This is a genomic window from Streptomyces sp. NBC_00483 (genome assembly GCF_036013745.1).
GTDB lineage: Bacteria > Actinomycetota > Actinomycetes > Streptomycetales > Streptomycetaceae > Streptomyces.
This window is the reverse complement of sequence record NZ_CP107880.1, coordinates 6,898,465-6,920,249: the sequence shown is the minus strand read 5'-3', so window position 1 is coordinate 6,920,249 and position 21,785 is coordinate 6,898,465. Positions and strand designations below refer to the sequence as shown.

13 protein-coding genes, 1 tRNA gene and 3 rRNA genes are annotated in these 21,785 nt (G+C 65.8%); 3 read left to right on the top strand and 14 right to left on the bottom strand.

The window, feature by feature from the left end; genetic code table 11:
- Positions 1-366: 366 nt before the first annotated feature.
- A complete protein-coding gene (locus tag OHA73_RS31165; RefSeq protein ID WP_266714900.1) occupies positions 367-2,988 on the top strand; it encodes a SpoIIE family protein phosphatase in 2,622 nt (873 codons plus the stop codon).
- A 63-nt stretch (positions 2,989-3,051) separates the two neighbouring features.
- Here OHA73_RS31165 and OHA73_RS31160 read toward each other — a convergent pair.
- From OHA73_RS31160 to thyX, 8 genes are all read right to left on the bottom strand, one after another.
- A tRNA-Thr gene (locus OHA73_RS31160) sits at positions 3,052-3,124 on the bottom strand.
- Positions 3,125-3,208: 84 nt separating this feature from the next.
- On the bottom strand, positions 3,209-3,874 hold the full coding sequence (locus OHA73_RS31155) for a DegT/DnrJ/EryC1/StrS family aminotransferase (protein ID WP_327656673.1): 666 nt from the start codon (positions 3,872-3,874) through the stop codon (positions 3,209-3,211).
- A gap of 118 nt (positions 3,875-3,992) precedes the next feature.
- Positions 3,993-4,109 (bottom strand): 5S ribosomal RNA (gene rrf, locus OHA73_RS31150).
- A gap of 91 nt (positions 4,110-4,200) precedes the next feature.
- Positions 4,201-7,323: ribosomal RNA gene (locus OHA73_RS31145) — 23S ribosomal RNA — on the bottom strand.
- 314 nt (positions 7,324-7,637) lie between these two features.
- A 16S ribosomal RNA gene (locus OHA73_RS31140) occupies positions 7,638-9,163 on the bottom strand.
- The 16S, 23S and 5S rRNA genes sit together here, the layout of an rRNA operon.
- Positions 9,164-9,693: 530 nt before the next feature.
- The gene (locus OHA73_RS31135; protein ID WP_266714899.1) at positions 9,694-11,379 is read right to left on the bottom strand and encodes a ribonuclease J; all 1,686 of its coding nucleotides are present in this window, start codon (positions 11,377-11,379) and stop codon (positions 9,694-9,696) included.
- 148 nt (positions 11,380-11,527) lie between these two features.
- Positions 11,528-12,427 (bottom strand): 4-hydroxy-tetrahydrodipicolinate synthase, encoded by a 900-nt coding sequence (gene dapA, locus OHA73_RS31130; RefSeq protein WP_266714898.1) that lies wholly within the window; start codon positions 12,425-12,427, stop codon positions 11,528-11,530.
- Positions 12,428-12,646: 219 nt separating this feature from the next.
- Complete coding sequence (gene thyX / locus OHA73_RS31125; protein ID WP_266714897.1) at positions 12,647-13,387, bottom strand: FAD-dependent thymidylate synthase; 741 nt, start codon at positions 13,385-13,387, stop codon at positions 12,647-12,649.
- Positions 13,388-13,607: 220 nt separating this feature from the next.
- Here thyX and OHA73_RS31120 point away from each other — a divergent pair, with 220 nt between their 5' ends.
- Together OHA73_RS31120 and OHA73_RS31115 are read left to right on the top strand one after the other, a co-directional pair.
- Complete coding sequence (locus tag OHA73_RS31120; RefSeq protein ID WP_266714896.1) at positions 13,608-13,847, top strand: hypothetical protein; 240 nt, start codon at positions 13,608-13,610, stop codon at positions 13,845-13,847.
- A 116-nt stretch (positions 13,848-13,963) separates the two neighbouring features.
- Entirely contained in the window at positions 13,964-14,518 is a 555-nt protein-coding gene (locus tag OHA73_RS31115; RefSeq protein WP_267068962.1) for a hypothetical protein, read from the top strand.
- Between the two features lie 94 nt (positions 14,519-14,612).
- On the opposite strand, the gene OHA73_RS31110 is transcribed toward OHA73_RS31115, so the two are convergent.
- From OHA73_RS31110 to eccD, 6 genes are all read right to left on the bottom strand, one after another.
- Positions 14,613-15,065: a tetratricopeptide repeat protein gene (locus tag OHA73_RS31110; protein WP_266714894.1), complete on the bottom strand. Its 453-nt coding sequence runs from the start codon at positions 15,063-15,065 to the stop codon at positions 14,613-14,615.
- Positions 15,066-15,074: 9 nt separating this feature from the next.
- Positions 15,075-15,830 carry a 4-hydroxy-tetrahydrodipicolinate reductase gene (dapB, locus tag OHA73_RS31105; protein ID WP_266714893.1) on the bottom strand — a complete coding sequence of 252 codons (756 nt, stop codon included), beginning with the start codon at positions 15,828-15,830 and terminating at the stop codon, positions 15,075-15,077.
- A gap of 72 nt (positions 15,831-15,902) precedes the next feature.
- Positions 15,903-17,279: a M16 family metallopeptidase gene (locus OHA73_RS31100; protein ID WP_266714892.1), complete on the bottom strand. Its 1,377-nt coding sequence runs from the start codon at positions 17,277-17,279 to the stop codon at positions 15,903-15,905.
- Positions 17,276-19,492 carry a polyribonucleotide nucleotidyltransferase gene (locus OHA73_RS31095; RefSeq protein ID WP_267068964.1) on the bottom strand — a complete coding sequence of 739 codons (2,217 nt, stop codon included), beginning with the start codon at positions 19,490-19,492 and terminating at the stop codon, positions 17,276-17,278. Before OHA73_RS31095 ends, OHA73_RS31100 begins: the two co-directional genes overlap by 4 nt.
- A gap of 293 nt (positions 19,493-19,785) precedes the next feature.
- Positions 19,786-20,073, bottom strand: coding sequence for a 30S ribosomal protein S15 (gene rpsO, locus OHA73_RS31090; protein WP_266714890.1), 288 nt, complete (start codon positions 20,071-20,073; stop codon positions 19,786-19,788).
- Between the two features lie 202 nt (positions 20,074-20,275).
- Positions 20,276-21,745, bottom strand: a complete 1,470-nt coding sequence (gene eccD, locus OHA73_RS31085; RefSeq protein WP_266714889.1) for a type VII secretion integral membrane protein EccD — start codon at positions 21,743-21,745, stop codon at positions 20,276-20,278.
- Between the last annotated feature and the right edge of the window lie 40 nt (positions 21,746-21,785).

Here is a 21,785-nt window from a genome sequence, read left to right as displayed (position 1 = left end):
CAGGGGTCGACCTGTACTGCTCGGGTAGCTCGGGTTTCTTCGGATTCGCTTCTACCGCCGCATCGGCACTTCAATGCGTTCTTCTATGGAAGCTTGCCCAGTGTTTCACCATGGCTGAACCAGGCCATAACAGTTCGGCAGCTTCGCACACCGCCCGCACACCCTCCGGGCGGAAACACAGACGACCGGCATCCGCATGGACCGCGAAGGTAAGTAACCTTGCATGCGGCTGTCCACCCACCCCGGTCTGCCCGGCCTGGGCGGTGGCGGAAAACGAGCGGGCATCGGAGGGGCGGCCGAGACATGGGTACGGGAGACCTGGGCCTCGACACTCGGACAACGAGTACAACTCGTACAGGGAGTTCTGTGATCACCGCGCGCGCGGCTGCCACTTTCGAACCGGTCGGGCGATCCGTCGCGACCGCCCGCTCCTTCGTACGCGACACCCTCCAAGGGTGGGGCCATGCCGACATCATCGACGACGCCGTCGTTCTGACCAGCGAACTCGTGACAAATGCCGTAGTTCACGCGGGCACATCCGCGGAGGTTCTGTGCCTACGGAGTGAGGATCACGTCCGTATCGAGGTCTCCGACCGCTACCCGGAGCGCGAGATTCCGCTGCAGTCGTCCGCCATGAACATGGGCAGCCCCGACCGCGAGGGCGGCCGCGGCCTCCAGCTCTGCGCCGCGCTCGCCGGCCGCTGGGGCGTCGACTATTCGGCCACCCACAAGCGGGTCTGGTTCCAACTCGACCTGCCCGAGCGCTCGGTGGGCACCCGCGCCGCGGGCCCCAACCTCCCCACCGACCTCCTCCCGCTCGCGGACCAGCGGGTCCGCGTGGCCGTCGTCCAGATCGACCGGGTCGGCGCGATCACCGGGTGGAACGAGGACGCGGAGGAGCTCTTCGGGTACGTGGCCGAGCAGGTCACCGGCAAGCCCCTCACGGACTTCGCGGCATGGCCGCACACCCCCGGCACCAGCACGGGCATCGTCGACGCGCTCCAACTCTCGCGCTGGGAGGGCAGCTACGGCATCCGCACCTCCAACGGCCGCGTGACGCCCGTGTACGCCTCGCACCTGCGCGTCCGCGACACCGACGGCGACCCGTCCACCGTGTGCCTCCTGGTACGCGATCACGAGCGGGCCGTCCTCCAGACCCCGCTGCGCCTCCCCTCGCCCGACTCCGCGACGCACTCCGACAGCCAGGGCTCCGACCCGTTCGAGGTCTTCATCGGCTCGCCGGCCCCCGACGACCTCGACGGGCTGCTGCAGCGCACCGTCGAGCGCGCCCGCGACATGCTCGACGGCGACTCCGCGTTCCTGCTGCTCGCCACGGACGACGAGACGGAGCTGGAGGTCCGCGCCTCGACCGGCCTGCCCTCCGCACGGCAGCGCTTCGCGCGCGTGCCCGTCGAAGTCGGCCCCAACCGCTACGGCTCGGCCCGTATGCCCGCCGTACACGAGGACCTGACCCAAGTGCCGGGCGCGGTCCCGCTCTTGAACGGCACGGGCATGCGCTCGGTCGTCACGGTCCCCCTCAAGGTCGAGGGCCGCCTCACAGGCTCCCTGGGAGTCGCGGCCGAGGCCCCGGACCGCTACTCGAACGAAGAGGCGCTACGCCTACAGTTCGCCGCCGACCGCATCGCGCTGGCCGTCGAGTCGGCCCGCCTCGGCGAACTCGAAAAGCTCCGCCGCGGCTCGCTCAGCTTCCTCGTCGAAGCCTCCGACCTCCTGGCGGGCACGCTCGACAGGGACCAAACCCTGGCGCTCATGGCCCAGATGACGGTCCCGACCCTCGCCACGTGGTGCGCGGTCTACACGATCGCCGACCAGGCCTCGGAGCCGTACCTCTCCTATGTGCTGCACGAGGACGAGGAGCGCATCGACGGCCTGAAGGCACTCCTTTCGAAGATCGCCCCACCGGACCCCGTCCCGACTCCTGGCGCCCGCGTCTGGGCGGCCCCCGCCGAGGCGGCCCACCAGGCGGCTCTCCGTACGTCCATGAGGAGCCTGGGACTCGGCGAACCGGCCAGTGTCAGCTCCGGCATCGGCACGACGCTCCAGACGGCCTCCGCGGTCGGCGGCGAGACCGTCGTGCTCCCCCTCGTCGCCCGCAACCGCGTCATCGGCATGCTGACCCTCGGCAAGCCGACGGACGAGCACTTCCGCCAGGAAATCCTGGAGCTGGCCGAGGACTTGAGCCGCAGGGCCGCCCTGGCCCTCGACAACGCACGCCTGTACTCGGAGCGCATGGCGATCAGCCAGTCCCTCCAGCGCAGCCTCCTGCCCCCGGAGCTCCCCGACGTCCCCGGCGTCGAGGTGGAGGTCATCTACCGCGCGGCCGGCGAGGGCAACGAGGTGGGCGGCGACTTCTACGACCTGTTCCCCATCCGGGACGGCGCGTACGGCTTCGCCATCGGCGACGTCTGCGGCACGGGCCCGGAGGCGGCAGCCGTCACCGGCCTGGCCCGCCACGCCCTGCGCCTGCTCGCCCGCGAGGGCTTCGGCGGCCCTGCGGTCCTGGAGCGCCTGAACGCGGCGATCCTCGACGAGGGCGCCCGCAGCCGCTTCCTGACCCTGCTCTACGGGGAGTTGTGGCCGCAGGAGGACGGCTCGGCGATCCTGAAGATGGTCTGCGCAGGCCACCCCCTCCCGCTGCGCCTGCGCCAGGACGGCACGGTTGCTCCGTACGCGGAGCCCCAGCCGCTGCTCGGCGTCATGGACGACCTGGAGCTGTACGAGCAGACGCTGACGCTCGACCCGGGCGACGTCCTGCTCTGCGTCACGGACGGCATCACGGAGCGCCGCGAGGGCAGCCGCATGCTCGGCGACGACGGCCTCGCGGATGTCCTCTCCACCTGTACGGGCCTTACTGCGGGGGCCGTTGCCGCCCGCATCATGCGCGCGGTGGAGCGCTTCGCCGCTGACGCCCCGTCGGACGACATGGCGATCCTCGCGATGCGCGTGCCGGGCCTGCACCACGACTGAGGCCGCCGGGGCGGGGGCAACGAAAAAGGCCTCCGCCCATTGGGCGGAGGCCTTAATTCAATGAGCCCCCAAGCGGAATCGAACCGCTGACCTTCTCCTTACCATGGAGACGCTCTACCGACTGAGCTATAGGGGCCTGTCGCTTTCGCGGTTTTCCGCTCGGCAACGAAATAAAGCCTACCTGATGTTGAGGCCCCTCTGAACCACCCCCAGAGCGGCCTCAGAAGGCCGGCTGCAGCAATCCACCCAATGCGTTGCAGGCCTGCACGACGCGCTGCAACTGCCGCCGCGACATGGTGGCTTCGACCGGCAGAGCGAGCGTCTCGTCGGCGGCCAGCTCGGTTTCCGGAAGCGTGATGTCGAACCGGAAACCCGTCAGCCGGTGCACCGGCGTCTTCACCGGTACGTGGCACTCGACGCCCTTCCCGCGCAACACCCGGGCGAAAGCGTCCCGATCCGGCCGCCCATTACCGGGCACCCGGACCACGTACTGCTGATATGTGTGCCCTTCCTGCCCGACAGGCGTCCGTACGCCGGTGAGCCGCGCGCTCAAATAGGCGGCGTGCACGCGGCGTTGAGCCACCTCGTCGTACGACTTCTCGGACTCGCCCGGCTCCTCCAGCACAAGCAGGCCGTGACGCCGGCCCAGCTCCCGCAGCCGGGCGAGATCCGCCCGGTGCCCAAAGCGGTGCACGGCGACGACCGCGGCGGTGCGTGCGCTCACGCCTGCGGCTACGTGGGAGGGATCGATGCAGTATGTCTCCGGGTGAATGTCGGCGAAGACCGGCACGGCCCCCGCCCGCACGACGTCCTCGGCCACCTCGGCGTTCCCGAAGGCCGGCACGATGACTTCGTCCCCGGTACCGACACCTGCGGCTCGCAGCATTTCAACTGTGCCCATGACTCGAATCGTGCCCAGGCGACGTGAACGACGGGTGAAGCGCAACAAAAAAGAGCTGGTCCCCGAACCAAAAGGTTCGGGAACCAGCTCTTTTATAAAATTAGTTCGGCGGCGTCCTACTCTCCCACAGGGTCCCCCCTGCAGTACCATCGGCGCTGTGAGGCTTAGCTTCCGGGTTCGGAATGTAACCGGGCGTTTCCCTCACGCTATGACCACCGAAACACTATGAAACTGTCAACCGCACCGTAGTCGTGGCCCGACATACGGGGTTGTTCGTGGTTTCAGAACCAACACAGTGGACGCGAGCAACTGAGGACAAGCCCTCGGCCTATTAGTACCGGTCACCTCCACACCTTGCGGTGCTTCCAGATCCGGCCTATCAACCCAGTCGTCTACTGGGAGCCTTAACCCCTCAAAGGGGGTGGGAATACTCATCTCGAAGCAGGCTTCCCGCTTAGATGCTTTCAGCGGTTATCCTTTCCGAACGTAGCCAACCAGCCATGCCCTTGGCAGGACAACTGGCACACCAGAGGTTCGTCCGTCCCGGTCCTCTCGTACTAGGGACAGCCCTTCTCAATATTCCTACGCGCACAGAGGATAGGGACCGAACTGTCTCACGACGTTCTAAACCCAGCTCGCGTACCGCTTTAATGGGCGAACAGCCCAACCCTTGGGACCGACTCCAGCCCCAGGATGCGACGAGCCGACATCGAGGTGCCAAACCATCCCGTCGATATGGACTCTTGGGGAAGATCAGCCTGTTATCCCCGGGGTACCTTTTATCCGTTGAGCGACGGCGCTTCCACAAGCCACCGCCGGATCACTAGTCCCGACTTTCGTCCCTGCTCGACCCGTCGGTCTCACAGTCAAGCTCCCTTGTGCACTTACACTCAACACCTGATTACCAACCAGGCTGAGGGAACCTTTGGGCGCCTCCGTTACTCTTTGGGAGGCAACCGCCCCAGTTAAACTACCCATCAGACACTGTCCCTGATCCGGATCACGGACCCAGGTTAGACATCCAGCACGACCAGAGTGGTATTTCAACGACGACTCCACAACCACTGGCGTGGCCGCTTCAAAGTCTCCCACCTATCCTACACAAGCCGAACCGAACACCAATATCAAACTATAGTAAAGGTCCCGGGGTCTTTCCGTCCTTCTGCGCGAAACGAGCATCTTTACTCGTAGTGCAATTTCACCGGGCCTATGGTTGAGACAGTCGAGAAGTCGTTACGCCATTCGTGCAGGTCGGAACTTACCCGACAAGGAATTTCGCTACCTTAGGATGGTTATAGTTACCACCGCCGTTTACTGGCGCTTAAGTTCTCAGCTTCGCCACACCGAAATGTGACTAACCGGTCCCCTTAACGTTCCAGCACCGGGCAGGCGTCAGTCCGTATACATCGCCTTACGGCTTCGCACGGACCTGTGTTTTTAGTAAACAGTCGCTTCTCGCTGGTCTCTGCGGCCACCCCCAGCTCATGGAGCAAGTCCAATCACCAGGAATGGCCCCCCTTCTCCCGAAGTTACGGGGGCATTTTGCCGAGTTCCTTAACCATAGTTCACCCGAACGCCTCGGTATTCTCTACCTGACCACCTGAGTCGGTTTAGGGTACGGGCCGCCATGAAACTCGCTAGAGGCTTTTCTCGACAGCATAGGATCATCCACTTCACCACAATCGGCTCGGCATCAGGTCTCAGGCACAAGCTGTCCGGATTTACCTGGACAGCGCCCTACACCCTTACCCCGGGACTACCATCGCCCGGGCTGGACTACCTTCCTGCGTCACCCCATCGCTCACCTACTACCAGCTTGGGCCGGCGGCTCCACCACTTTCCATTCCCCGAAGGGTCCGGAACGGCTTCACGGCCTTAGCATCACTGGATTCGATGTCTTTCGCGTCACAGCGGGTACCGGAATATCAACCGGTTATCCATCGACTACGCCTGTCGGCCTCGCCTTAGGTCCCGACTTACCCTGGGCAGATCAGCTTGACCCAGGAACCCTTAGTCAATCGGCGCACACGTTTCTCACGTGTGTATCGCTACTCATGCCTGCATTCTCACTCGTGAACCGTCCACAACTACCTTCCGGTGCTGCTTCACCCGGCACACGACGCTCCCCTACCCATCCATACAGGCGTTGGCCCTGTTGTATGAATGACACGACTTCGGCGGTACGCTTGAGCCCCGCTACATTGTCGGCGCGGAATCACTTGACCAGTGAGCTATTACGCACTCTTTCAAGGGTGGCTGCTTCTAAGCCAACCTCCTGGTTGTCTCTGCGACTCCACATCCTTTCCCACTTAGCGTACGCTTAGGGGCCTTAGTCGATGCTCTGGGCTGTTTCCCTCTCGACCATGGAGCTTATCCCCCACAGTCTCACTGCCGTGCTCTCACTTACCGGCATTCGGAGTTTGGCTAAGGTCAGTAACCCGGTAGGGCCCATCGCCTATCCAGTGCTCTACCTCCGGCAAGAAACACACGACGCTGCACCTAAATGCATTTCGGGGAGAACCAGCTATCACGGAGTTTGATTGGCCTTTCACCCCTAACCACAGGTCATCCCCCAGGTTTTCAACCCTGGTGGGTTCGGTCCTCCACGAAGTCTTACCTCCGCTTCAACCTGCCCATGGCTAGATCACTCCGCTTCGGGTCTTGAGCGCGCTACTAAATCGCCCTATTCGGACTCGCTTTCGCTACGGCTTCCCCACACGGGTTAACCTCGCAACACACCGCAAACTCGCAGGCTCATTCTTCAAAAGGCACGCAGTCACGACGCATTGAGTAAACTCAATGCGCGACGCTCCCACGGCTTGTAGGCACACGGTTTCAGGTACTATTTCACTCCGCTCCCGCGGTACTTTTCACCATTCCCTCACGGTACTATCCGCTATCGGTCACCAGGGAATATTTAGGCTTAACGGGTGGTCCCGCCAGATTCACACAGGATTTCTCGGGCCCCGTGCTACTTGGGTGTCTCTCAAACGAGCCGTTAATGTTTCGACTACGGGGGTCTTACCCTCTACGCCGGACCTTTCGCATGTCCTTCGCCTACATCAACGGTTTCTTACTCGTCTCACGGCCGGCAGACCGTAAAAGAGAGATCCCACAACCCCGCACACGCAACCCCTGCCGGGTCTCACACGTATACGGTTTGGCCTCATCCAGTTTCGCTCGCCACTACTCCCGGAATCACGGTTGTTTTCTCTTCCTGCGGGTACTGAGATGTTTCACTTCCCCGCGTTCCCTCCACACTGCCTATATATTCAGCAGCGGGTGACAGCCCATGACGACTGCCGGGTTTCCCCATTCGGAAACCCCCGGATCAAAGCCTGGTTGACGACTCCCCGGGGACTATCGTGGCCTCCCACGTCCTTCATCGGTTCCTGGTGCCAAGGCATCCACCGTGCGCCCTTAAAAACTTGGCCACAGATGCTCGCGTCCACTGTGCAGTTCTCAAACAACGACCAACCACCCGTCACAACCCACCGAAGCGGATTTTTACCGGGGCCGGCACTGAAGGCGACCGTTACGGCCGTACCTTCAGACACCCAACAGCGTGCCCGACACCCTCACCACTCGTGATCAGCTTTCCACGCTCCGAAGAGCAGTACTTGCAGCCCGAGATGACTGACGGTGCCGAATAATCAACGTTCCACCCATGAGCAACCACCGTCGAACGTTTGCCGACGTAATGGCCCTGGACCACCAAACAATGTCTGGCGGCCTAGATGCTCCTTAGAAAGGAGGTGATCCAGCCGCACCTTCCGGTACGGCTACCTTGTTACGACTTCGTCCCAATCGCCAGTCCCACCTTCGACAGCTCCCTCCCACAAGGGGTTGGGCCACCGGCTTCGGGTGTTACCGACTTTCGTGACGTGACGGGCGGTGTGTACAAGGCCCGGGAACGTATTCACCGCAGCAATGCTGATCTGCGATTACTAGCAACTCCAACTTCATGGGGTCGAGTTGCAGACCCCAATCCGAACTGAGACCGACTTTTTGAGATTCGCTCCACCTTGCGGTATCGCAGCTCATTGTATCGGCCATTGTAGCACGTGTGCAGCCCAAGACATAAGGGGCATGATGACTTGACGTCGTCCCCACCTTCCTCCGAGTTGACCCCGGCGGTCTCCTGTGAGTCCCCATCACCCCGAAGGGCATGCTGGCAACACAGAACAAGGGTTGCGCTCGTTGCGGGACTTAACCCAACATCTCACGACACGAGCTGACGACAGCCATGCACCACCTGTACACCGACCACAAGGGGGCGCCTGTCTCCAGACGTTTCCGGTGTATGTCAAGCCTTGGTAAGGTTCTTCGCGTTGCGTCGAATTAAGCCACATGCTCCGCTGCTTGTGCGGGCCCCCGTCAATTCCTTTGAGTTTTAGCCTTGCGGCCGTACTCCCCAGGCGGGGCACTTAATGCGTTAGCTGCGGCGCGGACAACGTGGAATGTTGCCCACACCTAGTGCCCACCGTTTACGGCGTGGACTACCAGGGTATCTAATCCTGTTCGCTCCCCACGCTTTCGCTCCTCAGCGTCAGTAATGGCCCAGAGATCCGCCTTCGCCACCGGTGTTCCTCCTGATATCTGCGCATTTCACCGCTACACCAGGAATTCCGATCTCCCCTACCACACTCTAGCTAGCCCGTATCGACTGCAGACTCGGGGTTAAGCCCCGAGCTTTCACAATCGACGTGACAAGCCGCCTACGAGCTCTTTACGCCCAATAATTCCGGACAACGCTTGCGCCCTACGTATTACCGCGGCTGCTGGCACGTAGTTAGCCGGCGCTTCTTCTGCAGGTACCGTCACTTTCGCTTCTTCCCTGCTGAAAGAGGTTTACAACCCGAAGGCCGTCATCCCTCACGCGGCGTCGCTGCATCAGGCTTTCGCCCATTGTGCAATATTCCCCACTGCTGCCTCCCGTAGGAGTCTGGGCCGTGTCTCAGTCCCAGTGTGGCCGGTCGCCCTCTCAGGCCGGCTACCCGTCGTCGCCTTGGTGAGCCATTACCTCACCAACAAGCTGATAGGCCGCGGGCTCATCCTTCACCGCCGGAGCTTTTAACCCCCATCCAGGAGAATGGGAGTGTTATCCGGTATTAGACCTCGTTTCCAAGGCTTGTCCCAGAGTGAAGGGCAGATTGCCCACGTGTTACTCACCCGTTCGCCACTAATCCACCCCGAAGGGCTTCATCGTTCGACTTGCATGTGTTAAGCACGCCGCCAGCGTTCGTCCTGAGCCAGGATCAAACTCTCCGTGAATGTTTCCCCGTCATCGGGGTGACACCACGAGAGCGGAACAGTCGGAGGAATAATCCGACCGTTCACAGCGTCCTCACTGTGTGCCTGCCGACCAATTAAGGCCTGCAGGACTTTTCAAAGGAACCTCGCCCCAGCAGATGCTGGAGACGGGGTATCAACATATCTGGCGTTGATTTTTGGCACGCTGTTGAGTTCTCAAGGAACGGACGCTTCCTTTGTACTCACCCTCTCGGGCTTTCCTCCGGGCGCTTCCCTTCGGTACTTCTTTGCAGTGTTACTGCGTGTTTCCAACTCTACCAGATCCGTTTTCCGTTCCGTTTCCGGTTCGGATTTCATTTCCGGTGGCCGTTGGAGGGCCTTTGCCTTTCGGCGGTGCCGACTTTATCAGAGATTCTGAGTCGGAATTTCCCGCCCCTGTCGGGAACTTGGTCCGAGCACCGTGGTGCGCCGGGTTCCCCTTGAGCGGAGCCGTAAACGTACTGGAGCGGGGCGCCCCGATGCAAATCGAGGCGCCCCGCTCCTTACGTGCCTCAGACCTCGACGACGACCGGAAGGATCATCGGGCGTCGGCGGTACGTGTCCGAGACCCACTTGCCCAGCGTGCGGCGGATGAGCTGCTGCAGCTGGTGGGGCTCGACGACGCCGTCCTGGGCCGACTTCTCCAGGACGTCCTGGATCCTCGGGAGGACCGCGTGGAACGCCGAATCCTCGATACCGGAACCACGGGCCTGGATGTTCGGGCCGCTGGTGATCTTGCCGGTGCTGGAGTCCACGACCACGAAGACCGAGATGATGCCCTCGTCCCCGAGGATCTTGCGGTCCTTGAGCACGGGCTCGCCGATGTCGCCGACGGAGAGACCGTCCACATAGACGTAGCCGGCCTGGACCTTGCCGGAGATCTTCGCCTTGCCCTCGACGAGGTCGACGACGACGCCGTCCTCGGCGATGACGATGCGGTCGTGCGGGACGCCGGTGAGGGCGCCGAGCTCGGCGTTGGCGCGCAGGTGGCGCCATTCGCCGTGGACCGGCATCAGGTTCTTGGGCTTGCAGATGTTGTAGAAGTACAGGAGCTCGCCCGCGGACGCGTGGCCCGAGACGTGCACCTTGGCGTTGCCCTTGTGGACCACGTTCGCGCCCCAGCGGGTCAGGCCGTTGATCACGCGGTAGACCGCGTTCTCGTTGCCGGGGATCAGCGACGACGCCAGGATCACCGTGTCACCGGAGACGATCCGGATCTGGTGGTCGCGGTTGGCCATGCGGGACAGGGCGGCCATCGGCTCGCCCTGGGAGCCCGTGCAGACCAGGACGACCTGGCTGTCGGGCAGGTCGTCGAGCGTCTTGACGTCCACCACCAGGCCGGCGGGGACCTTCAGATAGCCGAGGTCCCGGGCGATGCCCATGTTGCGGACCATCGAGCGGCCGACGAAGGCGACCCGGCGGCCGTACTCGTGCGCGGCGTCCAGGATCTGCTGGATGCGGTGCACGTGGCTGGCGAACGAGGCCACGATGATGCGCTTCTGGGCGCTCCCGAAGACGCCGCGGATCACGTTCGAGATGTCGCGCTCGGGCGGGACGAAGCCCGGGACCTCGGCGTTCGTCGAGTCGGTGAGGAGGAGGTCGATGCCCTCCTCGCCGAGCCTGGCGAAGGTCGGGAGGTCGGTCAGGCGACGGTCCAGCGGGAGCTGGTCCATCTTGAAGTCGCCGGTGTGGACCACCATGCCCGCCGGGGTGCGGATGGCGACGGCCAGCGCGTCCGGGATGGAGTGGTTGACCGCGATGAACTCGCAGTCGAACGGGCCGAGCCGCTCGCGCTCGCCCTCGGAGACCTCGAGCGTGTACGGGCGGATGCGGTGCTCCTGGAGCTTCGCCTCGATGAGAGCGAGGGTCAGCTTGGAGCCGATCAGCGGGATGTCCGGCTTCTCGCGGAGGAGATACGGGACGGCGCCGATGTGGTCCTCGTGGCCGTGCGTCAGGACGATGCCCTCGATGTCGTCGAGGCGGTCCCTGATGGACGTGAAGTCCGGCAGGATCAGGTCGATTCCGGGCTGCTCCTCCTCGGGGAAGAGCACTCCGCAGTCGACGATCAGCAGACGGCCTTCGAACTCGAAGACGGTCATGTTGCGCCCGATCTCACCGAGGCCGCCGAGCGGGGTGACCCGCAGGCCGCCCTTCGGAAGCTTCGGCGGGGCGCCGAGTTCAGGATGCGGATGACTCAAAAGACTCTCCTCAACCACGCGCGCCACGTACCTGTAGGCACGTGGCGCGCATGACGTTCGTGCAATAGCAGTTGTGGTGGTTCCTGGGGTCTTGCTGTTCAGTTGGTAATTCTGTTCATTCAGTTGTGAAGCTTTGCAAAGTCTGTGATCAGAGTTGTACCCCGCCGGCGGCAAGATCGATCTTGAGCTGGGCCGTTTCTTCCGGGGTGAGTTCCACGAGCGGCAGCCGCAGCGGTCCCGCGGGGAGGCCCTGGAGGCCGAGGGCGGCCTTCGTCGTGATGACACCCTGCGTGCGGAACATGCCGGTGAACACCGGGAGCAGCTTCTGGTGGATCTCCGTCGCCTTGTGCACGTCACCCGTCGTGAAGGCGTCGAGCATGGCGCGCAGCTCGGGCGCGACGACGTGGCCGACGACCGAGACGAAGCCGCACGCGCCGACCGAGAGCAGCGGCAGGTTGAGCATGTCGTCGCCGGAGTACCAGGCGAGACCCGAGCGGGCGAGGGCCCAGGAGGCGCGGCCGAGGTCGCCCTTGGCGTCCTTGTTGGCCACGATGCGCGGGTGCTCGGCGAGACGGACGATCGTGTCGGTGTTGATCGGAACGCCGCTGCGGCCCGGAATGTCGTAGAGCATCACGGGGAGCTCGGTCGCGTCGGCGATCGCCGTGAAGTGGCGGAGCAGGCCCTCTTGCGGGGGCTTGTTGTAGTACGGCGTCACAGCGAGCAGGGCGTGCGCACCGGCCTGCTGGGCCTGACGGGCGAGCTCGATGCTGTGGCGGGTGTCGTTGGTGCCGACGCCGGCGACGACGTGGGCGCGGTCACCGACCGCTTCGACGACGGCTCGTACGAGATCCGATTTCTCCGCGTCGCTGGTGGTCGGGGACTCGCCGGTGGTGCCGTTGACGACCAGGCCGTCGTTGCCTGCGTCCACCAGGTGGGCGGCGAGCCGCTGCGCGCCGTCGAGGTCGAGTGCGCCGTCCGCCGCGAAGGGCGTGACCATGGCGGTGAGGACCCTCCCGAAGGGGGTCTGCGGAGTGGAGGTCGGAGCCATGGGTAACACGCTACTCGCTGCTCAGTACCGGGTCCCCCCTCGGGGGATGCGACAAGTCTGGACGAATCGCCGACAAGCCTGACAAAGATGGAGCCCGGCACTGCCTGCTCGGGGGTTCAAGCAGTGCCGGGTCCGTTTGATCAGGCTAGATGAACTTTACGAAAAGCCGCAATACGGACACTTCGGTCGAGCGCCCGTACATCTGTGCCGATGCCCGGACTACGGCGCCACACGACCGTTGGCATTGAACGCCGCGTAGGTGAGCGGCATGAGCGCCGCCCACTCCGCCTCCATCTTCTCGCCGACCATCTCGATCTCCCGCTGCGGGAAGGACGGCACCTTGGCGAGCTCGTGCTGCGTGCGCAGGCCGAGGAAGTGCATCAGCGAGCGCGCGTTGCACGTCGCGTACATCGACGAGAACAGGCCGACCGGGAGCACCGCGCGGGCCACCTCGCGGGCGACGCCCGCGGCCAGCATCTCCTGGTACGCCTCGTACGCCTGGCGGTACGAGTCCTCCATCACGCGGCCCGTCAGCTCCTGCTGCGCCTGCGTGCCCTCGACGAACCGGTACTTGCCCGGGCGGCCCTCCTGGACCAGCTTGCGCTCGGCGTCCGGGACGTAGAACGTCGGCTGGAGCTCCCTGTAGCGGCCCGACTCTTCGTTGTACGACCAGCCCACGCGGTGTCGCATGAACTCACGGAAGACGAAGATCGGGGCGCTGATCAGGAACGTCATCGAGTTGTGCTCGAAGGGGCTGCCGTGCCGGTCCCGCATCAGGTAGTTGATCAGGCCCTTGGAGCGCTCCGGGTCCTTCGACAGCTCGTCGATCGACTGCTCGCCGAGCGTCGAGACGCGGGCCGCGAACAGCACGTCCGTGTCGCTCGCGGTGTGCTTCACCAGCTCGACGGTGACATCGCCGCGGTACGTCGGCTTGAGGTCTTCAGCTGGGGTTTCGGTCATGCTGCCGGGGTCCTTCCCATCACTTCGCAAGGGCGGCGCCCACTCTACGGGCCACGACTGACAACAGGTCATTCGCGCGCTTCTCACGACGATCTCCGGCGAAGAGGAGCGAAGTTTGGTGAATTTGGTGAAACAGGGCACCCTTTGAAGCGATCGCTCGTCTGTGTAGATGAACACACTTTGTTCGAGCATCAAGAGTCTCTTGAGGAGAAGCAGCCCCATGTTTCGTCGGCGCGAGCCCGTACCGTTCGCCTTCATAGCCGAAGCCGACAAGTTCCGTAGCAACGTCGCACCGCCCCCGCGCGAGCGTCCCTCCATCGGGCAGCGCGCCGGACGCGCGCTCGTCGGCCTCACCGTCGTGGCCGGTCTCGCAGGCGCTCTGCTGATCGGGATGCCGGCCCTGTCGATCGATCAGACCACGCAGCACGTACAGCAGTCGGAGGCGTCCGACAGTCGCTGACGGTCGCGGAGTCGCCCTGTCCACCTCCGGCCCCCCTGGGGTGGAAGGCCGGTGCGACCCCGGATAGCCTCACCGGGCACAGCCCCCATACCGCGTGGACCGAGTGAGGACCCGTCGTGCCCCTGCCCTTCCTGACGGCCGACCGTGCTTTCGACGAGGCCGCGGACATCCCGCTGCCCTTCGACGACCGCGACCAGTGGCGCCGCCCGTACCGGCCAGGTCCCTACCGGGTGGGCGCGGCCGCGCTGCTGCTGCTCCTGGCGTCGTACGTGCTGTTCGCCTCGGTGATCATCGCCGTCGCGGGTGACACGTCCGCCGCGACGATCTGCGGCGTTCTCGCGGTGCTGATCATCGCGTCGGCGCTGCGGCTGCTGCGCATGGGCACCTGGGTGAGCGCGCGCGGGCTGCGGCACGTCGGCTTCTTCTTCACCCGCACGGCGCCGTGGGACAGGGTCGCCACGGCACGTACGGTGCAGCAGCCCGTGCGCTGGCTCGGGCTGCCGCGCACCGTGCAGGGGCAGGCGCTGATCCTCGTACAGCGGGATCAGCAGGGGGATCAGATGACGCTGTTCACCAGTCACGGCGCGGACTTCCTGGGGCGGGGCACCGCGTTCGACCGGGCCGCCGACACCGTCGAGGTCTGGGCCGAGGAGTACCGCGCCCGACGCTGACGCACGCGTGCGTGCACGCACATACGAAAGGGGCCGCACCAGCATCGTGCTGGTGCGGCCCCTTCGTCGTACGTGGATGAGTACCGGCCGTGGTTCAGACTCCTACGGAGCGGCCTTCATGGAGTGCGATCGCGCGCTGCATCGCCTTCCGCGCGCGCGGGGTGTCCCGTGCGTCGCGGTAGGCGACGGCGAGGCGGAACCAGCAGCGCCAGTCCCCCGGCTCGTCCTCCGTCTCGGCCTTCCGTTTGGCGAAGACCTCGTCGGCGGAGTCGCGGTCGATCCGGCCGTACTGGTCGCGGCGGAGCTCGTCGACGGGCAGGCCGCCCTCCGACTCCAGGAGTTCGCCGAGCCGGTTGGCCTTGGTGACGAACCTGGTGTTCGCCCACAGGAACCACACGCCGATCACCGGCAGGATCAGCACCGCGACACCGAAGGTGATCGTGAGCAGCGTGCCCTGCTGGAGGAGCATCACGCCCCGGTCGCCGGCCAGGACGAAGTAGAAGACCAGGACGACGGCCGTGACGGCGTAGGTGATTTTCGCGCGCATCACAGCAGGTCAGCCGTTCAGATCGAGGAAGTGTTCCAGGCCGAAGGTGAGGCCGGGGGTCGATACGACCTTGCGGGCGCCGAGCAGGATGCCCGGCATGAAGCTGCTGTGGTGCAGCGAGTCGTGCCGGACCGTGAGCGTCTCGCCCTCGGCGCCCAGGAGGACCTCCTGGTGCGCCAGGAGGCCGCGCAGGCGGACCGAGTGGACCGGAACGCCGTCGACGTCCGCGCCGCGCGCTCCGTCGAGCGCTGTGGCCGTGGCGTCGGGCGCGGGGGCGCTGCCCGCCTTCTCCCGCGCCGCGGCGATCAACTGGGCGGTGCGGGCGGCCGTGCCGGACGGGGCGTCGACCTTCTTCGGGTGGTGCAGCTCGATGACCTCGACGGACTCGAAGTAGGGCGCTGCCGCCTCCGCGAACTTCATGGTCAGGACCGCGCCGATGGAGAAGTTCGGGGCGATGAGCACGCCCGTCTGCGGGGAGTCCGCCAGCCACTGGTTCAGCTGCGCGAGGCGCTCGTCCGTCCAGCCCGTGGTGCCGACGACGGCGTGGATTCCGTGGCGTGCACAGAACTCCAGGTTCTCCATCACCGAGTCGGGCGTGGTCAGTTCGACCGCGACCTGGGCGCCGGACTCGACGAGGACGTCCAGCTTGTCGCCACGGCCGAGGGCCGCGACCAGCTCCATGTCCTCGGCCGCCTCGACGGCCCGTACGGCCTCGGAGCCGATGCGGCCCTTGGCCCCGATGACCGCCACGCGCAGCTTGCTCATGATCTCCCAGTTCCTTCGGTGCGTACTGACATGCGTACCGGCATGCGTACTGAAATGCGTACGGAAGCGGTGTTACGCGACCGCTTCGTGCAGGCGCGATGCCTGCTTGTCCTTGAGCGGGCCGATGACCGACAGGGACGGGCGCTGTCCCAGGATGTCGCGTGCGACCGCGCGCACCTCGTCCGGGGTCACCGCCGAGATGCGCTCCAGCATCGCGTCGACCGACATCTGCTCGCCCCAGCACAGCTCGCTCTTGCCGATGCGGTGCATGAGCGCCCCGGTGTCCTCGAGGCCGAGGACCGTGGAACCGGCGAGCTGGCCGATGGCACGGCCGATCTCGTCGTCGCTGATGCCGTGCTGCGCGACGTGGTCCAGCTCGTCGCGGCAGATCTTCAGCACGTCGTGCACCTGGCTCGGCCGGCAGCCCGCGTAGACGCCGAAGAGGCCGCAGTCGGCGAAGCCCGACGTGTATGAGTACACGCTGTACGCCAATCCGCGCTTCTCCCGGACCTCCTGGAACAGGCGGGACGACATGCCGCCGCCGAGCGCCGTGTTGAGCACGCCCATGGCCCAGCGGCGGTCATCCGTACGGGCGAGGCCCGGCATGCCGAGGATGACGTGGGCCTGCTCGGTCTTGCGGCCGAGGAGCTCCATGCGTCCGGCGGCGCGCAGGGTCTTGCGGCCGGCGCGCGGGGCGACCGGCGCGGCGGGGCCCTGCGGTGCGCCCGCCTTGTCGAAGGCTGCGCGGACCTGGCGTACGACCTTGTTGTGGTCGACGTTGCCCGCCGCGGCCACGACCAGGTGCGTCGGGTCGTAGTGCTTCTTGTAGAAGCGCGTGATCTGGCCCCGGCTGAGCGCGTTGACCGTGTCGACCGAGCCGAGGACCGGGCGGCCGAGCGGGGTGTCGCCGAGCATCGTGTGCGCGAACAGGTCGTGCACGACGTCACCCGCGTCGTCCTCGGTCATCGCGATCTCTTCGAGGATCACGCCGCGCTCCGCGTCGACGTCCTCCTCCTCGATGAGCGAGCCGGTCAGCATGTCGCAGACGACGTCGATGGCGAGCGGCAGGTCGGTGTCGAGCACGCGCGCGTAGTAGCACGTGAACTCCTTCGCCGTGAAGGCGTTCATCTCGCCGCCGACCGCGTCTATCGCGGCCGAGATGTCCAGTGCGCTGCGCTTCTTGGTGCCCTTGAAGAGCAGGTGCTCCAAGTAGTGCGTCGCACCGTTCAGCGTCGGTGTCTCGTCGCGCGAGCCGACGTGCGCCCAGATGCCGAAGGTGGCCGAGCGGACCGAGGGGAGGGTCTCGGTGACGATGCGCAGGCCGTTCGGCAGCGTCGTCTTGCGGACCGTGCCGATGCCGCTCGTGCCCTTGATGAGGGTTTGGGTACGGGCGACGGCCCGCCCCTCCGAAGAGGTGCGGGCCGTCGCCTGGGTGCTACGGGACGTCACTTGTCGGTGTCGTCCTTCGCCTCGTCGCCCTCTTCGCCCTCGACCACGGGGATCAGGGAGAGCTTGCCGCGGGAGTCGATCTCGGCGATCTCGACCTGGACCTTCTGGCCCACGCCGACGACGTCCTCGACGTTCTCCACGCGCTTGCCGCCGGCGAGCTTGCGGATCTGCGAGATGTGCAGCAGACCGTCCTTGCCCGGCATGAGCGAGACGAACGCGCCGAAGGTCGTCGTCTTCACGACGGTGCCCAGGTAGCGCTCGCCGACCTCCGGCATGGTCGGGTTGGCGATGCCGTTGATCGTGGCGCGGGCGGCCTCGGCCTGCGAACCCTGCTGGGCACCGATGTAGATGGTGCCGTCGTCCTCGATCGTGATGTCGGCGCCGGTGTCCTCCTGGATCTGGTTGATCATCTTGCCCTTCGGGCCGATGACCTCACCGATCTTGTCCACGGGGATCTTGACCGTGATGATCCGCGGGGCGTTCGGGGACATCTCGTCCGGGACGTCGATCGCTTCCATCATCACGTCGAGGATGTGGAGGCGGGCGTCACGGGCCTGCTTGAGGGCGGCGGCCAGGACGGAGGCCGGGATGCCGTCGAGCTTCGTGTCCAGCTGGAGCGCGGTCACGAACTCCTTGGTGCCGGCGACCTTGAAGTCCATGTCACCGAAGGCGTCCTCCGCACCGAGGATGTCGGTGAGGGCGACGTAGTGCGTCTCGCCCTTGATCTCCTGCGAGATCAGGCCCATGGCGATACCGGCGACGGGGGCCTTCAGCGGCACACCGGCGTTCAGCAGCGACATGGTGGAGGCGCAGACCGAGCCCATGGACGTCGAGCCGTTGGAGCCCAGCGCCTCGGAGACCTGGCGGATCGCGTAGGGGAACTCCTCGCGCGTCGGCAGGACCGGCACGATCGCGCGCTCGGCGAGCGCGCCGTGGCCGATCTCGCGGCGCTTCGGGGAGCCCACGCGGCCCGTCTCACCGACGGAGTACGGCGGGAAGTTGTAGTTGTGCATGTAGCGCTTGCGGGTCACCGGCGAAAGGGTGTCCAGCTGCTGCTCCATGCGCAGCATGTTCAGCGTGGTGACGCCCAGGATCTGGGTCTCGCCACGCTCGAACAGGGCCGAGCCGTGCACGCGCGGGATGGCCTCGACCTCGGCGGCCAGGGTGCGGATGTCGGTGACACCGCGGCCGTCGATGCGCTTCTTCTCCTTGATGACGCGCTCACGGACCAGGGACTTGGTCAGCGAGCGGTACGCGGCGGAGATCTCCTTCTCGCGGCCCTCGAACTCCGGGAGGAGCTTCTCGGCGGCCAGACCCTTGACGCGGTCCAGCTCGGCCTCGCGCTCCTGCTTGCCCGCGATGGTGAGGGCGGCGGAGAGCTCGGTCTTGACCGCGGAGGTCAGGGCCTCGAACACGTCGTCCTGGTAGTCCAGGAAGATCGGGAACTCGGCGGTCGGCTTGGCGGCCTTCGCGGCGAGGTCCGACTGGGCCTTGCAGAGGACCTTGATGAAGGGCTTCGCGGCGTCCAGACCGGCGGCGACGACCTCCTCGGTCGGCGCCTCGGCGCCGCCCTTGACCAGCTGGATGGTCTTGTCGGTGGCCTCGGCCTCGACCATCATGATCGCGACGTCGCCGTCCTCGAGGACGCGACCGGCGACGACCATGTCGAAGACGGCGTCCTCGAGCTCGGTGTGCGTCGGGAACGCGACCCACTGGCCGTTGATCAGCGCGACGCGGACGCCGCCGACCGGGCCGGAGAAGGGCAGACCGGCCAGCTGCGTGGACGCGGACGCGGCGTTGATCGCCACGACGTCGTACAGGTGGTCGGGGTTGAGCGCCATGATCGTGGCGACGACCTGGATCTCGTTGCGCAGGCCCTTCTTGAAGGACGGGCGCAGCGGGCGGTCGATGAGGCGGCAGGTGAGGATCGCGTCCTCGGAGGGCCGGCCCTCGCGGCGGAAGAAGCTGCCGGGGATCTTGCCGGCCGCGTACTGCCGCTCCTCGACGTCCACCGTGAGGGGGAAGAAGTCGAGGTTGTCCTTGGGGTTCTTCGAGGCCGAGGTGGCCGAGAGCACCATGGTGTCGTCGTCGAGGTAGGCGACGGCGGAGCCGGCGGCCTGGCGGGCCAGACGGCCCGTCTCGAAGCGGATGGTGCGGGTGCCGAAGGAGCCGTTGTCAATGACGGCCTCGGCGTAGTGGGTCTCGTTCTCCACTAGCGTTTTCTCCGTTTACTTTCGTCTGAATGCGTCTTTTGTCCAGCACGGCCCGTGTGGCCGAGGGACGAACGGAGAAGCGTGCCTTGAGTGCGGGCCGGTCTTCGATCGAAGCTCCCGGGGATCCTCTTGCGTCTCCGGGGGCCACTACCGAGGACCGGCGGCGGCGAGGTGGCGCTTCTCCTCATATGCGTAGTCGTACGTCACCAGACTACAAAGCCTCGGCGACAGTGCGCACGTACGGCAAAGGGAGCGGCCCCCTCAATCGGGAACCGCCCCCTCTCACAGCGTCTTTATCGGGCGCCGGCCGCACCGCGGCGGATGCCGAGGCGCTCGACCAGCACACGGAAGCGCTGGATGTCCTTCTTGGCCAGGTACTGCAGCAGGCGGCGACGCTGACCGACCAGGATGAGCAGGCCACGACGCGAGTGGTGGTCGTGCTTGTGCGTCTTGAGGTGCTCGGTCAGGTCCGAGATGCGGCGGGAGAGCATGGCGACCTGGACCTCGGGAGAGCCGGTGTCGCCCTCCTTGGTGCCGAACTCGGTCATGATCTGCTTCTTCGTAGCGGTGTCGAGAGCCACGCTTACTCCTCGTAGAGTCTGATTGCCGCCGAGTGCCCCTGGTCTAAATCTCAGGAGAGCTTCCACAACTCGGGAGGCGGGGATCCGCTGGGCGCTGCCCCCAGGAATGTCCTGCAATGCCGGGGGCGCGTACACAAACGGCCGTCACACAGCGTACCAGCCGCCCGGCGGCCGTCCTGACGACGGCCGACCGGGCACCGGATCAGCTGACCATGCTGCGCACCTGCGTGTAGAGGCCGAGCACCGCGAGGCACAGCGGTACGAGGGTCAGCAGCACGAAGCCGTCGAACAGGTCGAGCATGCGACCCCAGAACGGGGAGACGCCCTTGCGCGGCACGGACAGGCCGACGATCACGAGCAGGGCCGCTCCCCCGCCGATCGCGGCGGCGAACCAGAGGATGTGGATGTTGAGCGGGGCGCTGTCGCCCTGGATGAAGCTCTGGAGCAGGGCGTGCGGGGTGTTCAGGGTCACGCCGAGGATCAGCAGACCGAGAATCACCAGGCCGCCCACGACCAGGGACGCGACCTGCGCGGTGTAGTCGAACAGACGGGCGCGCAGCATGAGGGCGATACCGGCGGCCAGGGCGAGCAGCTGCGCCCAGACGTCGTCGGAGAAGCCGAGGACCACACCGGCCGAGGCGACGGCGAGCGCCGCGCAGCCGATGACGAGGCCGAGGAGCAGCTCGTGGGCGCGGCGGACCTGGGCACCGATGCGGTCGAAGTCGATGTGCTCTTCCTCGTCGCGCCCGTAGTCGCGGCCCTGGGAGATCTGGTCCGGCGAGCGGTAACCGATGGGCAGCCGGGCGGAGCGGGCGGACATGCCGGGCAGCCAGGCCAGCGCGATGATCGCGACGACCGCGGTGACGCCGGCGACCTCGCTCGGCGAGGCCTCGGTCATCAGCGCGCCGAACGTGGCCAGGGCGCCGATGGCCGAGCCGAGGGCCGCCGCGACGAAGACGGCGTCGCCGTGCGGCAGCAGCACCACGAGCAGCGCGGAGGCGATCAGCACCACGACACAGCCGGACAGCAGCTGCAGCCGGCCCGGGCCCGAGTCGGCACCGGTCGGGAAGATCCCCGAGCCCGCGATCAGCAGGTGCGGCAGGGCGGCGAGACCCAGCGAGGTGGACGCGGCACGGTCGTCGTACACCCGCGCACGGACCACGGAGAGGGCCACGAGCAGCACGCCGACGACACCGGCGATGATGCCGGGCAGGCTGTGCATGTCGCGCTTGATCGGGTTCGAGAACCAGAGCGCGAACGCCATCAGCGACAGCAGCAGGACGCCCGCGCCGAGACCGACGACGCTCATCAGGTCGTCGCTCCAGCGGCGCCGGTCGCGGCGCACGGCGGAGGCGACCGCGTCGGAGACGTCGTCGAACACGGCGGCGGGCAGCGACTCGGAGAACGGGCGCAGCATCAGCACGTCGCCGTCGAGGACCCGCTGGTCCGCGAGCGAGCGGCCGGCGTCGAGGACGGTGCCGTCCCGGCGGACCAGGTGGTACCCGGTGGGGTCGCCCTCGGCCTGGCTCTGCCCGGAGAGCTGGAGGATCTCCGGGTAGATGTCGGCCAGAGCCGCGTCCTCGGGCAGGGCCACATCGATACGTGCGTCCGGTGCGGCGACGGTGACCCGGCAGAAGCCGGTTCCGCCTCCGGCAAGAGCTGTGGTGCTCACCTCGCGGTTCCCCCTAATGTCATGACTTGGTGTGGCATCG